The sequence below is a fragment of the Pseudomonas sp. PDM15 genome, assembly GCF_014851565.1.
GTDB lineage: Bacteria > Pseudomonadota > Gammaproteobacteria > Pseudomonadales > Pseudomonadaceae > Aquipseudomonas.
The window spans coordinates 63,963-79,616 of sequence record NZ_JACVAA010000004.1 but is presented as its reverse complement, the minus strand read 5'-3'; the positions used below and the strand labels follow the sequence as shown (position 1 = coordinate 79,616).

Sequence of the window (15,654 nt, the reverse complement as noted above, 5' to 3'; positions counted from 1 at the left end):
ACAAAAGGCGGCCTTAGCCGCCTTTTGTTGATTCCAGGCTTGACCGAGAGCTTTCGTTAGGTTTTGATTCGCACACTTATCTTTCGAATCGAAACTTAAATGTCGAAACGCAACACCCCCCAGCGGCGCCACGCGATTCTTGCCTTGCTCAACGAGCAGGGCGAGGTAGTCGTGGATGCCCTGGCGCAGCATTTCGCCACCTCCGAAGTTACGATTCGAAAGGACCTGGCCGAGCTGGAAAAGAACGGCCTGCTGCTGCGTCGCTACGGCGGTGCCGTGCCCATGCCGCAGGAACTGATCGGCGAGCCGGCGCAGCCCATTTCCCGCCACAAGCAGGCCATCGCCCGCGCGGCAGTTGGCCTGATCCGCGAGCACGCACGGATCATCATCGACAGCGGCAGCACCACGGCGGCGATGATTCCGCAGCTTGGCCGCCAGCCCGGTCTGGTGGTGATGACCAACTCGCTGAACGTGGCCAACACCCTGCGCGACATCGAGCACGAACCGGTGCTGCTGATGACCGGCGGCACCTGGGATCCGCACTCGGAATCCTTCCAGGGCCAGGTCGCCGAGCAGGTGCTGCGCTCCTATGACTTCGACCAGCTGTTCATCGGTGCCGACGGCATCGACCTGGAGCGTGGCACTACCACCTTCAACGAGCTGCTGGGCCTCTCAAGGGTCATGGCGGAAGTGGCCCGTGAAGTCATCGTCATGGTCGAGAGCGACAAGGTCGGCCGCCGTATTCCCAACCTGGAGCTGCCCTGGAGCAGCCTCCATACCCTGATCACCGACGACCGCCTGGATAGCCAGGTGGCCGAACAGATACGCGCGCGTGGGGTCCAGCTGATCCTCGCCGCCGCTTCCTGAGGAGAACCGCTATGTGTGGCATCGTTGGCGCCGTCGCCGAACGCAACATCACCCCGATCCTGGTCGAAGGCCTCAAGCGCCTGGAGTACCGCGGCTATGACAGCGCCGGCGTGGCGGTCTTCACCCAAGACGGCGAACTGCAGCGTCGTCGCCGCGTCGGCAAGGTCGCCGAGCTGGAACAGGCCCTGGCCGGCGAGCCGCTGACTGGTCACCTGGGTATCGCCCACACCCGCTGGGCCACCCACGGCGCGCCGACCGAGCACAACGCCCACCCGCATTTCTCTGGTAAAGAGCCTGGCGAGCAGCTGGCCGTGGTGCACAACGGCATCATCGAGAACCACGAAGAATTGCGCGAGCGCCTCAAGGGCCTCGGCTACGCCTTCACCTCGGATACCGACACCGAGACCATCGTCCACCTGCTGCACCACAAGCTGGCCGAGCTGGGTGACTTGGCCGCTGCGCTCAAGGCCGCCATTCCCGAGCTGCATGGTGCCTACGGCCTGGCCGTAATCAGCGCCGCCCAGCCGGACCGCATCCTCGCCGCCCGCAGTGGCAGCCCGTTGGTGATCGGCCTGGGCCTGGGCGAGAACTTCCTTGCCTCTGACCAGCTCGCATTGAGACAAGTGACGGACCGCTTTATGTATCTTGAGGAGGGCGATATCGCCGAGATTCGCCGCGACAGCGTGCAGATCTGGGACGTCGCCGGCCAATCCGTACAGCGCGAAGCGGTGCAGTACCACGAAGGGGCTGAAGCGGCGGATAAAGGTGAGTATCGCCACTTCATGCTCAAGGAAATCCACGAGCAGCCCAAGGTCGTGCAGCGCACCCTGGAAGGCCGCTTGGGCGGCGACCATGTGCTGGTCCAGGCTTTCGGCCCGCAGGCCGCCGAGCTGTTCGCCAAGGTACGCAACGTGCAAATCGTCGCCTGCGGTACCAGCTACCACGCCGGTATGGTCGCCCGTTACTGGCTCGAAGCGCTGACCGGCATTCCCTGCCAGATCGAAGTGGCCAGCGAGTTCCGCTACCGTCAGGTGGCCGTGCAGCCGGACAGCCTGTTCATCACCATCTCCCAGTCCGGCGAGACCGCCGACACCCTGGCCGCCCTGCGCAACGCGAAGCAGGCCGGCTACCTGGCCAGCCTGACCATCTGCAACGTCGGCACCAGCTCCCTGGTGCGTGAGTCCGACCTGTGCCTGCTGACCCAGGCCGGCCCGGAGATCGGTGTGGCTTCGACCAAGGCCTTCACCACCCAGCTGGTTTCCCTGCTGCTGCTGACCCTGGCACTCGGCCAGGTGCGTGGCACCCTGCAGGCCGGTGTCGCCGCCGAACTGGTGGAAGAACTGCGCCGCCTGCCGACTCGCCTGGGCGAAGCTTTGGCCATGGACAAGACGGTGGAGAAGGTCGCCGAGCTGTTCGCCGAGAAGCACCACTCCCTGTTCCTCGGCCGCGGCGCCCAGTACCCGGTGGCCATGGAAGGTGCGCTCAAGCTCAAGGAAATCTCCTACATCCACGCCGAGGCCTACCCGGCCGGCGAACTCAAGCACGGCCCGCTGGCCCTGGTCGACGCCGGCATGCCGGTGGTCACCGTGGCGCCGAACAACGAACTGCTGGAGAAGCTCAAGTCCAACCTGCAGGAAGTCCGCGCCCGCGGTGGCCAACTGATCGTCTTCGCCGACGAAGCCGCCGGCCTGGGCAACGGCGAAGGCACCCAGGTGATCAACATGCCGCACATCCATGATGTGCTGGCACCGATCCTCTACACCGTGCCGCTGCAGCTGCTGTCCTATTACGTGGCTGTGCTCAAGGGCACTGATGTAGACCAGCCGCGTAACTTGGCTAAGAGTGTGACGGTGGAGTAAGCCGAAAGCGAAACGAGAAAGCGGGCCTATGGCCCGCTTTTTCTTTGCTGAGCCGTCGCATTTAAACTCGATCCGCGAAAGTCTGAGAGGTATTTCCAGTAGCTCGGCTTGAGATATTGCTGCTGCAAAGAGTGTTGTGGCTAAGATATGGTTAATAAGATTTTAAAATAGGTTTTCATTTGTAGAAATTTGAATTTTCCTCGAGTCTTGTTAGAGACCCAATTTGACTTTCTTTGTCTCCTTGTAACACATGTCGCTTTCCATCTGCTTCGACCAAGATGCCTATGAAATACTCATTTTCTGCCAAGCGCCAATTCTGAGAAATTACATACTGAGTGCCATGGTTTTGGAAAGATAATGAATAGTCTCCCATGGCATCATTTTCAACACCTCCTCCTCTTGAATAAGCGGTAAGTTTGAATTTTTCCCAAGAGCTTTTATCTAGTCTTTCAGGATATTGAAGTTCAATTTTTTCAGAGATTCCATATCTGTAAGCTAGATAAGCTCCGTCTTCTTCTTCGCACAATGAAGCAATTTTATTGTTTTTAGCTATTGTGAAGCTGAATATTGTGTTCTCTTGCTCTTTACAAAGATGATGGTCTTTAGTTGTCGGAGTGGCGAATAATAGAGTGGGAAATAAAATAAAAGAGAATAATGCGCTAGTTTGCATTGTATTCATTATAGAATCTCTCGATGTTTGTGGCGTAATCAGGGTTTATGCCTCTCCAGCCAGAGCCATTATGTCCTTCAGCAATTTTCTCAAAGTTTTTCTCTCTGAGCCCATTGAGTAAGATAGAGTTGCTTCGGGCAAATTTTAGGAATGCCTTTATATGTTCAGCATCTCCAGTTGACATCGCGGCAGTGAATTCTTTTACCGTTCTAAATCCAGCGGCCTCATGATTAAAGCCCATTATTTGAAACTTTCCCCACGAACAGGACTTCAATGCTGCGTCTTCATTTAACCTGTAGGCAGCCATAAGCCGCTCGTATTGAAATCTACCGCTAGGGCCATAAATATCTTGTAAGCTGATCTCTGTGCCAGTGTTTACCTCAATGTATGCCCCACTGCGATTTTGCCTAGCTCTTTTATAAGCTGCCCCGTAAATTTCTGGATGGGATTCGGCAAATGCCGGATTTCCTGAGTATCTTCTGAATTGATGCCTCTCATAAAGTATTGAAGGGATTTTCTCTCCGTCAATATTTATAAATGAAGAATGGGCGGATTCCTGTCTAGCAATTGCATAGACAAGACCGGGCTCGCAACGTAGCTCTGCCGCAGCCGATCTAATATCTTCATCTTTTACTTCGCCGCCTTGAAACATTTCTAAGAATTCTAACTCAGTATCCTCTCCATGGATCTTGATGATTGGATGTCTTTTATGTTTCTTGAAATAATCAGCCATATTAATTGGCTGAAAGTGCCAAGCCATGCCATTCGTACTAATGCCTTGCTTACCTGCTAGGGCTCCCCACCAACTCAGCTTCTCAATGCGTTGTTTCTCACTAACCCAATTGTGGTTCGGATCAACCATAGGCACATGCCCCATCAGTGGGTCTAATTCGTCCCATTTTTCCTTATTTAGTAGCCATTCGCTTTCGTAACGAGTGATTAGTTGGGCAATGGATTGTGCATTCCAAGGGCGTTTTAGAGCGTTTCGAATTTCGTCGGAGGTGAGGTTGTTATCGCGGTTGCTGTCGATGATGTCATATAAGCGAGATCTTACAGGGCCATGGTCTTCCTGATTAACCAAGGCGCGATAGTTCGCTCGCTCTTTTTCCGTCAAACGCCGAAGGACGTCGAAAAGGTAAGCCACTTTGCCAATGGGGCGGCCGGTTTCCTGAATGAAATCGTAGCCAACCCACTCCCAGGGGCTGTGCCGCGTGGTTATTGCCTCTTGCTCTGCAAGCCAGCCGGAGATCGGATTGCCGCTGGCGTCTGCTAGTAGATTTTCTAGGCGCCACCAGTACGTCACTCGAGGGTTGTTGGTGCCAGGCATGAGGGTGCTGACCTGTAGCTTGCGATCAGCGGGCAGTTTATCCAGCAGGATCTGAGGAATGATCAGATCAGTACCTACTGTAGTGCCTGCATCATTGAGTTTGGGCGGATTGCTGGCGCTGAATCGTTCTTGATGGAAGATCAACTTGCTAGCGCCTTTATGTATCTTCAGCAGGCTCTTCTGTTCTGCCGGAAGCCTGGCAGCCCAAGCACGACTCTTGGTGATAAAGCGAGGGACGTCTTCGCAGCTGAATACTTCCAGATGCAGCATTTGCTGCGGCGATGCGTCATCGTGGTTCTGATATTGACCGATGTGGCCGATAAGGTCCCCGGCCTTGATGGGCTGTGGGCTGGCCAGGACATGGACTTGATTGAGCTTAGGTGTGGCCCGCGCAGTCTGCAGTGATTCGAAGTGAACATAGCCCTGAATATTTTGCACGCTGTTCGGGGATAGCGGAGCTACGTTCTGGCCTTCGATGATCGCTTTCAGCTTTCGGTAGGCGCCTGTGCCCGGCTCCAGACTGAAGGTAGTACCTAGCGGTAGTAAGCCGGTTTTAGGATCATTGCGTCGCCCGTTACCGGTCTTTCGTACATTCAACCCCTTTTCCGGCGCGAGAGTCGGTTCTTCGTCGTTGGCGGATTCACCCACCAGGAAATGGTCAGACTCGCTAGCTGGCTGCATTTCCGCTGTAAAGACCCAGCCCAGTTCCGGACCGCTAATCGATGGAAGAGATCGGCCCTGGAGTATGGCGACCAGTTTGCGCCATCTAGGATCGGTAGCGTTGGCCTCGCCGACCTTCACCTTGCTGCCTTTTGCCAAGATGGCTAGCACTGTCCCGCCGGGGGCAGAGCGTACCCGTAGGCCGGCCACAGTGTCGATGGCCTTCTCGGGCTTAACCTTGTATAGCGTTTCGCTGATGAACTCCGGTGGTGTAGGCGCTCCCGGCTTGTTGTAGCCGTCCCAGTCCAGCAGATGCATATAGAGGCTGTAGAGGGTCAATCCCGGTGGCGTGTCAGCACCGGCTGGCAGAGGTGGGGCTTCCAGCCTGTGCTTGACCAATACGAAACCGGTCGAGAAAGGAGCGTTTCGTGGTCTATCCCGCTCATCCAGATAGCGGCTCTGTGGATAAGTGGTGTCGATGCGATAGGCGATGACTTCGCCATCGGCAATGCAGCGCACGCTGGATTGGTCGAACACCCGAGCGGTATGAGCATCGAAATGGATACCTCCATGCCATTGGCCATTTTTACCGATCGGGTAGAAGCCGCTGCTGGCTTTGGCCATGGCCGTAAGGGTTTGCAGGGGGTCAAGATTGCTGCCACCGGACTTAAAGGGATGGCTCCAGTTCTTGATTGGGCTGGTAGTGCTCATGGGTTTTCAATCCTTGATGTGAAGCGTCCTGGTTCAACCTGAGAAGCTGAGCATCCGCTTGCGTTTCTTCGACCCGCTAAGTAGGGCACATGCTTGTGCCTGATCCAGCAGATTCCCCGCCTTGTCTTTGTCAGCCATCCCCGACTGCAACGGCTGTTTGATGGCGATACCGGTACCCGAACCCGGCGCGCCGCCGGCGTTGAGCTTGGCCAGGGGGCCGACCAGGGTGATGCCGCTGGGGTCGAGTTTGATGAAGCTGCCGCCGGCCTTGAGGGTGAGTTCGACGCCGGCTTCGATGACCATTTTCTGCCCGGCCTTGAGGTGGATCTCGCGGCCGGCTTTGGTCAGCTGGGCTGTGCCGAGCTTGATGTGCTGGTTCTGGGCGATGGTCAGGTGGTCTTCGGCCTTCACCTCCACTTTGCGCTCGGCGTGGGTGGTGTGGTGTTCCTCGGCTTTCAGCTCGGTGTAGCTGTTGGCCTCGACGGTGTCGTGGCGCTCGTGGCCGATGCGGATCTTCTGGTCGTTCTCGACGTTCTCGTCCCAGTCCTTCTGGGCGTGGATGTAGATCTGCTCCTGGCCCTTGCGGTCCTCGATGCGCAGTTCGTTGTAGCCACCACCGCCCGGACTGCTGAGGGTCTTGAACACTGTGCGGGTCTTGTTCGCCGGCAGGTCGTAGGGAACCACATGCTCCTTGTGGTACAGGCAGCCGGTGACCAGCGGCTGGTCGGGGTCGCCCTCGAGGAAGGTGACCAGCACCTCCATGCCGATGCGCGGGATGGCGATGCCGCCGTAGCGGTCGCCGGCCCAGCTGGAGCTCACCCTCAGCCAGCAGCTGGTGGTGTCGTCGGCCTGGCCTTCGCGGTCCCAGTGGAACTGCACTTTCACGCGGCCGTACTGGTCGCAGTGGATCTCTTCGCCCTTGGGCCCGGTGACCACGGCGCTCTGGCTGCCCAGTACCTTGGGTTTCGGATGGCGCAGGGCAGGGCGGTGCAGCACGTCCCAGGGGGTGGCGCTGAAGCGGTTGCGGTAGCCCTGCTTGAAGTTGTCGGAGTCGCCTGGGGCACCCTCACCCCCGGCCCCTCTCCTAGGGGGAGAGGGGAGCTGGCCGCCGAGGAAGCTGGTTACCGATTCCTCCAACACCTGTGGCTGCTTGCCTTCGTGCAGCACTTCCTGCAGCAGCCAGAGGTCGTTCCATTCGCGGCGCGGGTGGTCGGAGATTTCCAGGAGGTGGCCGCTGACCAGGCGTGGTTGGTCGCTCTCGCCCTGGGCCAGCTGGTAGTCGGCGCGGTGGCGCTCCAGCGCGCGTTGCGACAGGTGCTTGCCGCGCGTGCGCTCGGTGTAGCTGCCGGGGTAGTCGTAGTCTTCCAGCTTGGGCTGGAAGTCGGCCTTGGCGCTGGTTTCCAGCAGCAGGCGCGGTTGCTCGAAGTCGTAGTCGCGGCGGCTGACCTGGTTGGTGCGGGTGGCCAGGCGCAGGTTGAAGCGCTTGATCACCGGCTCGTCGGCCACCAGGCCGCTGTCCTGCACATAGGCGGTGGGCCGGCCGAGCTTGGGGAAGCCGGTCTGGTCGTCGCCGAATACCAAAACATGGCCCTTGGCCGAGTGTTCGAAGTGGTAGTGCAGCCCCTCTTCCTCGCACAGGCGCTGGATGAAGTGCAGGTCCGTCTCGTCGTACTGCACGCAGTACTCGCGCTCGGGGTAGACGCTGGGGCCGAGCTGGAAGCGATAGGCACCGCCGAGGATGCCGTGCTCCTCCAGCACCAGGGCGATGATCTGCGGCACCGTCAGGTGCTGGTAGATGCGCTGATTGGTGCGATAGCCGAGCCAGGTCAGCTTAGGGCTAAGGGTGAGGTGATAGCGGGTCAGGCGCTTGCCCGATTCGCCCTGGCCGACATCGTGAATCAGGCCGTGGATGCCGCTGCCGTCCGGGGCGATGGCGAGGAAGGCCGGTTTGCCGAGCAGCTCGTCCAGGTCCAGGTCGGGCTTCTCGCTGACCAGTTCCACCTCGAAGCGGTAGGGCTGATCGAGGGCCTCGCGACCGCTGAATTCGAGGACCTGCAGGTCGTGCTCGAGGCCTTCGAGATGCAGGCTGAAGTGGGTCTGGTTGGCGGGGTTGAACATGCGATCGTCCTTGTCGGTAGGCCTGTCAGGCCGGGCGGCGCAGCCAGCGCGCGAGCAGCGAAGTGGTAGGGCGCTGGTTGCGGAAGGCGCGCAGCAGGTCCGGCAGGGTGCTGCGCCGGGCCGGGTCGAATTCCAGCGCGGCGCGCAGTGCCGGCCACAGTGCGCGGGGCAGGTCCGCGGGGGCCGTCAGCGGCAGTTCCATTGCCAGCGCCTGTTTAGCACTTTGCCGGCGGAAAGGATGCTGGCCGCTGCACAGTTCGTAGATCACGCAGGCCACGGCGTAGACGTCGGCGGCGGCGTTCAAGGTGGCGCCGTCGAGCAGTTCGGGGGCGGCGTAGCGTGGCGTCCAGGCGGCGAAGCGGCTGCGCGCCAGGCGTGGCAGGCCCTTGAGGAAGCCCTCGCGGGCCTGGCCGAGGCCGAAGTCGAACAGGCGGATGTCGTCGTCGCCGAGCATCAGGTTGCTCGGCTTGAGGTCGCCGTGCAGCACTCCCTGGTCGTGGGCGTAGCGCAGCGCCTCGAGCAGGCTGAGGGCGACCCGGTGTGCCTCGGGCCAAGGCAGGCCGCTGGGGTACTGGTGCAGCACGTGGTCGAGGGTGTTGCCCTTTAGCAGCTCCATGGTGATGAAGGCGCGCTGGCAGGCCGGGTCCACCTCGAAGCTGTAGAAGCGCACCAGGTTGCGGTGGCTGAGCCGCGCGGTGAGGGCGAACTCGCTGTAGAGCAGGGCGCTGGCGTCCGGGTACTCGGCGAAGTCCTCGCTGAGGGTCTTCAGCGCCACCCAGGGCTGCGGTTCGCCGAACTGTTCGCGCAACAGGTCGCGGGCGCGATACACGGCGCCCATGCCGCCGACGCCGAGCAGCCGCTCGATCTGGTAGCGGCCGCCGAGCAGCTCGGGCAGGTCCTTGGGCAGCGGGCGGGCGACGCGCGCCGGGTTGGCGCCGGCCATCACCGTGAGGTCGGCGCTGACCACCTTGGCTTCGGCGTTCATCGGTTGATCACCACGCCGCTCAGGTTGTCGCGGGCCGGGCCCTGCAGGGCCAGGTCGAACAGGCGTTGCAGGGCCAGCTGCGGACTGGGGCGCAGCAGCGCGGCGGTCATGTCGTCGTGGTCGAGGTCCTGGTAGAGACCGTCGCTGCACAGCAGGAACACGTCGCCGGGCAGGCTCTCCAGTTCGAGGATGTCCAGCTGCAGTTCCTCGGCGGCGCCGATGGCCCGGGTCAGGGCGTGGGCGCCAGGCTGGCGCGCGGCGTCCGCCGGGCTCATGCCGCGTTCCTCGACCAGTTGCTGCAGTAGCGAATGATCGCGGCTCAGCTGGAACAGCTGGCGCCCGCGCAGCAGGTAGCAGCGGCTGTCGCCGGCCCACACGCAGGCCACCCGGTTGCCCTCGGCGAGCAGCGCCACCACCGTGCTGCCGACCAGCAGGTCGGGCGTGGCCTCGGTCAGGGTCAGGCCCAGGCTGAGGTGGCGGTTGAGGCGGTGCAGGCAGTCGCGCAGGGCGTCCAGGCGGTCCTCGAAATCCAGCTCCGCGGGCAGCTCGGCCAGGCTCTCGACGATCAGGCGGCTGGCCAGGTCGCCGGCCTGGTGGCCGCCCATGCCGTCGGCGACCACCCACAGGCCCTGCTGCGGCTGGTCGAGAAAGGCATCCTCGTTGCGCTCGCGCACCTTGCCGGTGTCGGTGCGCCCGGCGCTGGACCAGAGGCGTTGGGCGACCTTCATCAGAGAGTCGCCGGCAGCTTGAACTGGCGCAGCAGGCTGGCATCGAACGGGTTCGGCGAGCGCTGGCTGTGCAGCAGGTACTTGGCCTGCAGGCCGTCGAGGTTGGCCTTGAGCAGCAGCACGTCGCGGCCGCTGTGCTGCTCCACCTTCATCATGTCGATCAGACGGAACAGTGCCCAGGGCCCGCTGTTCTTCTCGATGCCGACGCGGCGGCCGCCCTGTTCTTCCAGCACCAGGCTGCTGCGCTCGCTCTCGCCCTCGGCCGGCCAGCGGAAGGCGGTGGCGATGATCGGGCCGTGGCGGTACTCCATCTGCTGACCGCCGAAGCGGAAGTCGGCGCGGTTGAGGCTGTAGTCGAGGGCGAACGGCTCCAGCTTGAACAGCACCAGCGGCTCGGCCGGGTTCTCGGCGAAAAAGCTGCGGCGGATCACCTGGGTGCGGTTCATCTGGGTCAGGAACACCGGCGACAGCGGCAGGCCCTGGCCGTCCATGCGACGCAGCTGGTACTCGCCGTCGCTGTCGCTGACGAAGTCCTTGAGGTAGCGGTCGACGAAGGCGTCGGCCACGCCGTCGGCCTTGAAGAACTCGCGGAAGTCGGCGATGGCCACGTCGCTGTCACTCTTGGCGCTGAATGGATAGCGCTTGAACAGCGACTCCTTGTAGAAGGCGTACAGCTCGTTGCGGTAGCGCTTGTTCAGGTAGCCGTAGGCGTCGTTCAGCACCAGCTGCCAGCTGTCGTCGGCGATCAGGGTCAGCCAGTTGCCCACCGGCTGCGGCAGGCGCGCGGCGGTGCCACGGACCTGGTTGATCGCATCCGGGCGACCGCTCATGCGCGCCTTGGCCAGTTCGAAGGCGGCCTGCTCCGGCGAGCTGGCGTGGGCCATGCCGCTCAGTTGCAGCTGCAGGGCGTCCAGCGCCTGCAGGGTGGCGGCCAGTTCCGGGCCGGCGCCGCTGTTGTCGTCGAGCAGGCGGTGTAGCGGCTCGAAGCGCCGTTGCAGGGCGCGGCGGGCGGTGTCCGGCAGGCTCTTGGCGATGGCGTCCAGGCCCTTGCCAGCCGCGGCGGCGGCCAGCTTGCCCTTCTTGCCGAGCTTGGCCTGGGCGGCCAGGTCGTCGGTCTGGTCGGCGGCGGCCGGCAGGTCGAAGCGGGTGTTCTCGCGTACTTCCACCAGCACCTGCAGCAGCGGCGAGTTGGCCGCGGTCAGAGCGGTGAGCACGGTGATGCCCTGGGCGGTGTTGCCGATCGGCTCCAGGCTCAGCTGGGCGATGGCCTCACCCCAGTAGTTGGCGTAGTCACGGAAGTACAGCTGCTCCAGTTCCACCATCAGGCGGCCGAGGTCGCGGTCGCTGAGCTGGTTGCCTTCGCCCAGTACCCAGTTGTCTTCGAGGATGTCGCGCACCAGGCCGAAACCCTGGGCGACGAAGAACTGCTGGTAACCCTTCTGCGTGTAAAGGCCGGGGATGGCGTAGTCGCTGCCGAGCAGCAGCGGCGCCTGAGCACCCAGGGCCTGGGCGATGCGGTAGTCGGGCAGGCTGCGGGCCTGGTCGCGGAGCATGCGGTAGACCACGTTGGCCAGCGACTCGCTGCGCAGGATCTGCCGGGCTTCGGCCACCAGGTCGTCGTTCAGCGGGTAGGCGGCGAACGGCTCGGCCAGCAGGCGCTGGAAGTGCGCGTTGAGACGCTTCTGGGTCGGCTCGTCGCCGGCATAGCGCAGCGACCAGTCGGAGGCCAGCCAGTCCTGCAGGAAGGCCGGATCGCGGCGCTCCTCCAGGTTGAGCATCAGGTAGGCGCGCAGGCTGCCGAGCAGCAGCTCGCGGTCGTCGCGGTTGGCGCGGATCTGCCCTTCCAGCTGGCGCGCCACGCGTGGCAGCAGCTCGCTTTCCAGGCTGCGGCGGTAGGCGGCATGCACCTGCGGCTGCACCTGCGGGCCCTGGTACAGGCCACCGCGCTCCAGCAGGCTGGCATCGCCGGTGCTGGGGAATACCTGGGTGGCGGTGTAGCTGCCGTCGAGCAGCGGCAGGGCGCGCTCGGCGTCGTCCTTGGCGCTGATGCCCTCACCGTCGCGACCCAGCTGCAGGGCCAGTTCGCGCAGCTGTTCCAGGCGGCCATGGTTGGCCGAATAGCTGGTGCCCCAGAGCAGGCCGAACAGCACCAGGCAGGCGGCGGCGGCGGCGTACAGGCCACGCTGGCGCCAGTCGATGCGGCGCACTTCCTTGTCGTCCAGGCCGGCCAGTTCGGCCTCGGGGAAGATCACTCTGCTGAGCAATTGGTTGATGAAGCGCGCGCGGCCGCTGCGATAGGTCGGCAGGCTGCTGCCGGCCAGGCCGAGGTTGCGGCCGATGCCGGTGGTGCTTGGGTCGAGCAGTTCCTGCAGCTGCGGTGCGCTGGTCAGGTAGAAGCCGCGCAGCTGGCTGGAGCGCTGGTAGCGGTTGCCGCTGAAGGCCAGTTCCACCAGCAGGCACAGGCGCTCGCCGAGCTGGCCGAGCTGGTGCGGGAAGTCGAGGATGCGCCCGCGGCGCTGGGTGTCGCGCTCCTGGTGCAGGCGCATGATCACCTGGCTGTTGAGGCGGCGCAGCAGCTCCTCGAACTCCTGGCGTACCACGCTGGCGTCGGTGGCGCTCTGGCCCTTGCGGAAGCTGGTGCCGAGCACCTGGTCGCTCTCTTCGCGGCTGAGCTGGTCGAAGAATTCGTCGAAGCCGATGACCTTGTCGGCCTTGCTCAGCACCAGGTACACCGGCACTTCGGCGCGCAGCTCGGCGTGCAGTTCGTGCAGGCGCTGGCGGATCTGCCGGGCCAGGTTCTCCAGCTCCAGCTCGCTGGCGTAGAGCAGGGTGTCGACCGGGATGCTTACCAGCACGCCGTTCAGCGGGCGCGCGCGGCGCTTGCGCAGCAGGCTGAGCAGGGTGTGCCAGGCGCGGCTGTCCACCGCCACGTCGGGCTGGGTCAGGTAGCGGCCGGCGGTGTCCAGCAGCACGGCGTGGTCGGCGAAGTACCAGTCGCAGTAGCGGGTGCCGCCGACGTCCTTGGTCAGGCGGCGCTCGTCGCCCTTGTTCAGCGGGAAGTCCAGGCCGGAGAAGTCCAGCAGGCTGGTCTTGCCGCTGCCCTGCGGACCGAGCAGCAGGTACCAGGGCAGCTCGTTGCGCCACTTCTCGCTGCGCCCGCGGTACAGGCTGGAGGTCTTCAGGGTGCGCAGGGCCTGCTTGAAGCGGCCCTTGAGCTCCAGCTGCTCCTCGCTGATCAGGCCGTCGCGGCGCAGACGTTCCTGGGCGTCGGCATCGTCCGCCTCGGCCTTCTTGCGCACGTTGGCGCGCCAGCTGACGAACACGATGAACAGGCCCCAGGCGAGGAACAGCATACTGATGCTGACCAGGCGACTGGCCGCCGGCGCCCAGAACTTGGAGTCGGCCACCGCCAGCAACGGGCCGACGAACCAGATCAGCAGGGCCAGCACCAATACCAGGCACAGACTCCAGACCCAGGTCTTGCGGAAGAACGCCGCGGTTTTCTTGAGAAAGTCCTTCATCTCAAATCATCCCTGATTGCTTTGTGCGGGGGCCGGGACAACCTCGGCCGCCTGATAGGGTTGCAACACGGTGCCGCGCTGCTCGTGCAGCACCCAGCTGAAGCCGGCGTAGAGCAGCGCCAGGCCGGCCACCGTGGCCACCGCCACCAGCCAGCCGGGGACGATGCGCACCAGCCGGCGGCGGCCTTCCTTGAGGCCCTCCCAGTGCGGCGATAGCTCGCGCGGGATGTCGCCGCGCAGCTGGCGGATCTGCCGGTACAGGCTGTCGCGAATCGCTTCCAGTTCGAGCATGCCGCGCGGCAGCACGCGGTACTTGCCCTCGAAGCCGAGCGACAGGCAGATGTACATCAGCTCGAGCATGGCCAGGTGCTTGACCGGGTTGCGCGACAGGTGTTCGAGCAGCTGGAAGAACTTCTCGCCGCCGAAGGTCTCGTTGTGGAAGGTCGACAGCAGGCTCATCTGCGACCAGGCACTCTCGTTGCCCCAGGGCGTGGTCACCACGGCCTCGTCAACCACGGTGCACAGCACGTAGCGCGCGGCCATCACCTGGCCGCCCTCCACGCCTTCCTGCAGGGCGCGGTGCTCGAACAGCTTGATCGCCACGTTGAGGCGCTCGTTGAGCGCGTCGAAGTTCTCCGCGCTGGCGTGGGTCTTCAGCCGCACCACTTCCGAGAGCAGCAGCGCGCTGGCGGCCACCAGCGGGTTGAAACTGATGTTGAAGACTTCCGCCGGACGCATACGCGCGGCGTAGACCATGCGCTCTTCGAGCTGCTCGAAGCGCGGCGTGGCGAAGTCGGTGAGCGGGCCGCGCGGTGCGGCGCCTTCTCCCTGGCGGTTGAGGACGACGGTCTTGTCCTGTGCTTCCCTGATCATGTTCAGCTCCTGATCGCCCAGAATTTCAGCTCAAGCCCGGCGAAGTCGCCGGACACGTGGAAGGCAAAGCCACCGGAGCTCTCCAGCTGCGCCAGTTCCTCGGCGCTGAACTCCAGGGCGAAATAGGTCTTGCCGGCGTGGAAGGGGATCTGCCGCGGCGCGACCGGCAGCGGCTTCACCTTGATCCCCGGCAGGTGCAGGTTGACCAACTGGCGGATGCGCTCCACCGCGCCGATCTTCAGGTGCGCCGGCAGGCGCTTGCGCAGCTCCTCGGACTCGCACTGGGCGTCGGCGGCGAGCACGAAGGTGGCGTTGCCGAGTAGCGCGTGGTCCTGCAGCGGCGAGACCTGAATGCCGTACTGGCGCTGCTGCAGCGGCAGCTCGATGGCGTGCTGCTCCAGCACCATGGACAACACCTGGCGCAGGGCCTCCATCAGCTTGCGGAAGCTGGCGGCCTGGTCGTTGTGCAGGTAGCGGCCATCCAGGCGCGGGCGCTTGTGGTCGGCGGCGAAGGTGGCCAGCTCACCGAGCAGGCCGACCAGTTCGCGATACAGCAGCTCCGGGTGCATCTGTTCCAGGCTGAGGTAGTGGCGCAGCTGTGGCTCGTAGCGGTTGACCAGTTGCAGCATGAGGAAGTCGCCGACCTCGGTATTGCCCAGCTTGCCGGCGGCGCGCACCCGTTCGGCGAGGATGTCGCCGCGGTGGCCGAGCAGGCTGATCACTTCCTTGAGGCAGGACAGCAGGTAGCTTGACGCCTGCACATGCAGGAAGGTCGGGCTGAAGTCCTGGTCGAGGCTGATCACCCCGTCCGGGCTGGTGTCGAAGATCTCCGCCACTTTCAGCTTCACGAAGGCCTGGTCGTTCTGCTGCTCGCCGAGCAGCAGGCGGAAGTCCGGGCGGCCGCAGCTGACCTGGCTGACGGTGACGTCGCCGGCGTTGGAGTCGGCCACTTCCAGCTCGTGGGCGCGATAGCGGGCCAGCACATCCTGCTGTTCGCTGCGGCGGCTCTCGATATGGTTGCCGGTGACCAGCGGCAGGGCCAGGTACACCGGGGTGGCCGCGGTGTTCGGCGGGATGTCCAGGGCCAGCGGCTCGCGGCTGGCGTCCAGTTCGAACAGGCTGCCGTCGGGCAGCACGCCGCTGGCCTGGCTGAGCACCAGCTTGCCCATGCCGAGGAACTGGCGGTCCACCTCCAGGCTGAAGAAGCCCCAGGGGTAGATGTCCTGCAGGCGCGAGCGCGACTTCAGCTGGTGCTCGAAGTAGCGATCGTTCTGCTGGAAGTGCTGCGGGCGCAGGAGCATCCCTTCCTGCCAGACAACCTTGAGCATTTCCATT

At 63.3% G+C, this 15,654-nt stretch carries 10 protein-coding genes; 2 read left to right on the top strand and 8 right to left on the bottom strand.

Annotated elements, in window-relative coordinates:
* Positions 1-99: 99 nt before the first annotated feature.
* Both IB232_RS11785 and glmS read left to right on the top strand, forming a co-directional pair.
* Positions 100-867, top strand: coding sequence for a DeoR/GlpR family DNA-binding transcription regulator (locus IB232_RS11785; RefSeq protein WP_192398834.1), 768 nt, complete (start codon positions 100-102; stop codon positions 865-867).
* A gap of 11 nt (positions 868-878) precedes the next feature.
* Positions 879-2,726, top strand: coding sequence for a glutamine--fructose-6-phosphate transaminase (isomerizing) (gene glmS, locus IB232_RS11780; protein WP_192398833.1), 1,848 nt, complete (start codon positions 879-881; stop codon positions 2,724-2,726).
* A 175-nt stretch (positions 2,727-2,901) separates the two neighbouring features.
* On the opposite strand, the gene IB232_RS11775 is transcribed toward glmS, so the two are convergent.
* From IB232_RS11775 to tssK, 8 genes are read right to left on the bottom strand one after another with little or no spacing between them, the layout of a single operon-like run.
* Positions 2,902-3,405, bottom strand: a complete 504-nt coding sequence (locus IB232_RS11775) for a hypothetical protein (RefSeq protein WP_192398832.1) — start codon at positions 3,403-3,405, stop codon at positions 2,902-2,904.
* Entirely contained in the window at positions 3,386-6,094 is a 2,709-nt protein-coding gene (locus IB232_RS23515; RefSeq protein WP_225592280.1) for an N-acetylmuramidase domain-containing protein, read from the bottom strand. The genes IB232_RS11775 and IB232_RS23515 overlap by 20 nt, the downstream gene beginning before the upstream one ends.
* A gap of 33 nt (positions 6,095-6,127) precedes the next feature.
* Positions 6,128-8,212: a type VI secretion system tip protein TssI/VgrG gene (gene tssI, locus IB232_RS11765; RefSeq protein WP_192398831.1), complete on the bottom strand. Its 2,085-nt coding sequence runs from the start codon at positions 8,210-8,212 to the stop codon at positions 6,128-6,130.
* Positions 8,213-8,237: 25 nt separating this feature from the next.
* The gene (locus tag IB232_RS11760) at positions 8,238-9,197 is read right to left on the bottom strand and encodes a serine/threonine-protein kinase (protein WP_192398830.1); all 960 of its coding nucleotides are present in this window, start codon (positions 9,195-9,197) and stop codon (positions 8,238-8,240) included.
* The gene (locus IB232_RS11755; protein ID WP_192398829.1) at positions 9,194-9,925 is read right to left on the bottom strand and encodes a PP2C family protein-serine/threonine phosphatase; all 732 of its coding nucleotides are present in this window, start codon (positions 9,923-9,925) and stop codon (positions 9,194-9,196) included. Before IB232_RS11755 ends, IB232_RS11760 begins: the two co-directional genes overlap by 4 nt.
* Positions 9,925-13,446 (bottom strand): type VI secretion system membrane subunit TssM, encoded by a 3,522-nt coding sequence (tssM, locus tag IB232_RS11750; protein ID WP_192398828.1) that lies wholly within the window; start codon positions 13,444-13,446, stop codon positions 9,925-9,927. Before tssM ends, IB232_RS11755 begins: the two co-directional genes overlap by 1 nt.
* 6 nt (positions 13,447-13,452) lie before the next feature.
* Complete coding sequence (gene icmH / locus IB232_RS11745) at positions 13,453-14,319, bottom strand: type IVB secretion system protein IcmH/DotU (protein ID WP_192398827.1); 867 nt, start codon at positions 14,317-14,319, stop codon at positions 13,453-13,455.
* A gap of 2 nt (positions 14,320-14,321) precedes the next feature.
* Positions 14,322-15,653 (bottom strand): type VI secretion system baseplate subunit TssK, encoded by a 1,332-nt coding sequence (gene tssK, locus IB232_RS11740; protein WP_137973953.1) that lies wholly within the window; start codon positions 15,651-15,653, stop codon positions 14,322-14,324.
* Between the last annotated feature and the right edge of the window lies 1 nt (position 15,654).

What these genes read in the sequence shown, in the direction of transcription:
- IB232_RS11785 (WP_192398834.1), top strand. Translation starts at nt 100, where the DNA reads ATGTCGAAACGCAACACCCCCCAGCGGCGCCACGCGATTCTTGCCTTG.
- glmS (WP_192398833.1), top strand. Translation starts at nt 879, where the DNA reads ATGTGTGGCATCGTTGGCGCCGTCGCCGAACGCAACATCACCCCGATC.
- IB232_RS11775 (WP_192398832.1), bottom strand. Translation starts at nt 3,405, where the DNA reads ATGAATACAATGCAAACTAGCGCATTATTCTCTTTTATTTTATTTCCC.
- IB232_RS23515 (WP_225592280.1), bottom strand. Translation starts at nt 6,094, where the DNA reads ATGAGCACTACCAGCCCAATCAAGAACTGGAGCCATCCCTTTAAGTCC.
- tssI (WP_192398831.1), bottom strand. Translation starts at nt 8,212, where the DNA reads ATGTTCAACCCCGCCAACCAGACCCACTTCAGCCTGCATCTCGAAGGC.
- IB232_RS11760 (WP_192398830.1), bottom strand. Translation starts at nt 9,197, where the DNA reads ATGAACGCCGAAGCCAAGGTGGTCAGCGCCGACCTCACGGTGATGGCC.
- IB232_RS11755 (WP_192398829.1), bottom strand. Translation starts at nt 9,925, where the DNA reads ATGAAGGTCGCCCAACGCCTCTGGTCCAGCGCCGGGCGCACCGACACC.
- tssM (WP_192398828.1), bottom strand. Translation starts at nt 13,446, where the DNA reads ATGAAGGACTTTCTCAAGAAAACCGCGGCGTTCTTCCGCAAGACCTGG.
- icmH (WP_192398827.1), bottom strand. Translation starts at nt 14,319, where the DNA reads ATGATCAGGGAAGCACAGGACAAGACCGTCGTCCTCAACCGCCAGGGA.
- tssK (WP_137973953.1), bottom strand. Translation starts at nt 15,653, where the DNA reads ATGGAAATGCTCAAGGTTGTCTGGCAGGAAGGGATGCTCCTGCGCCCG.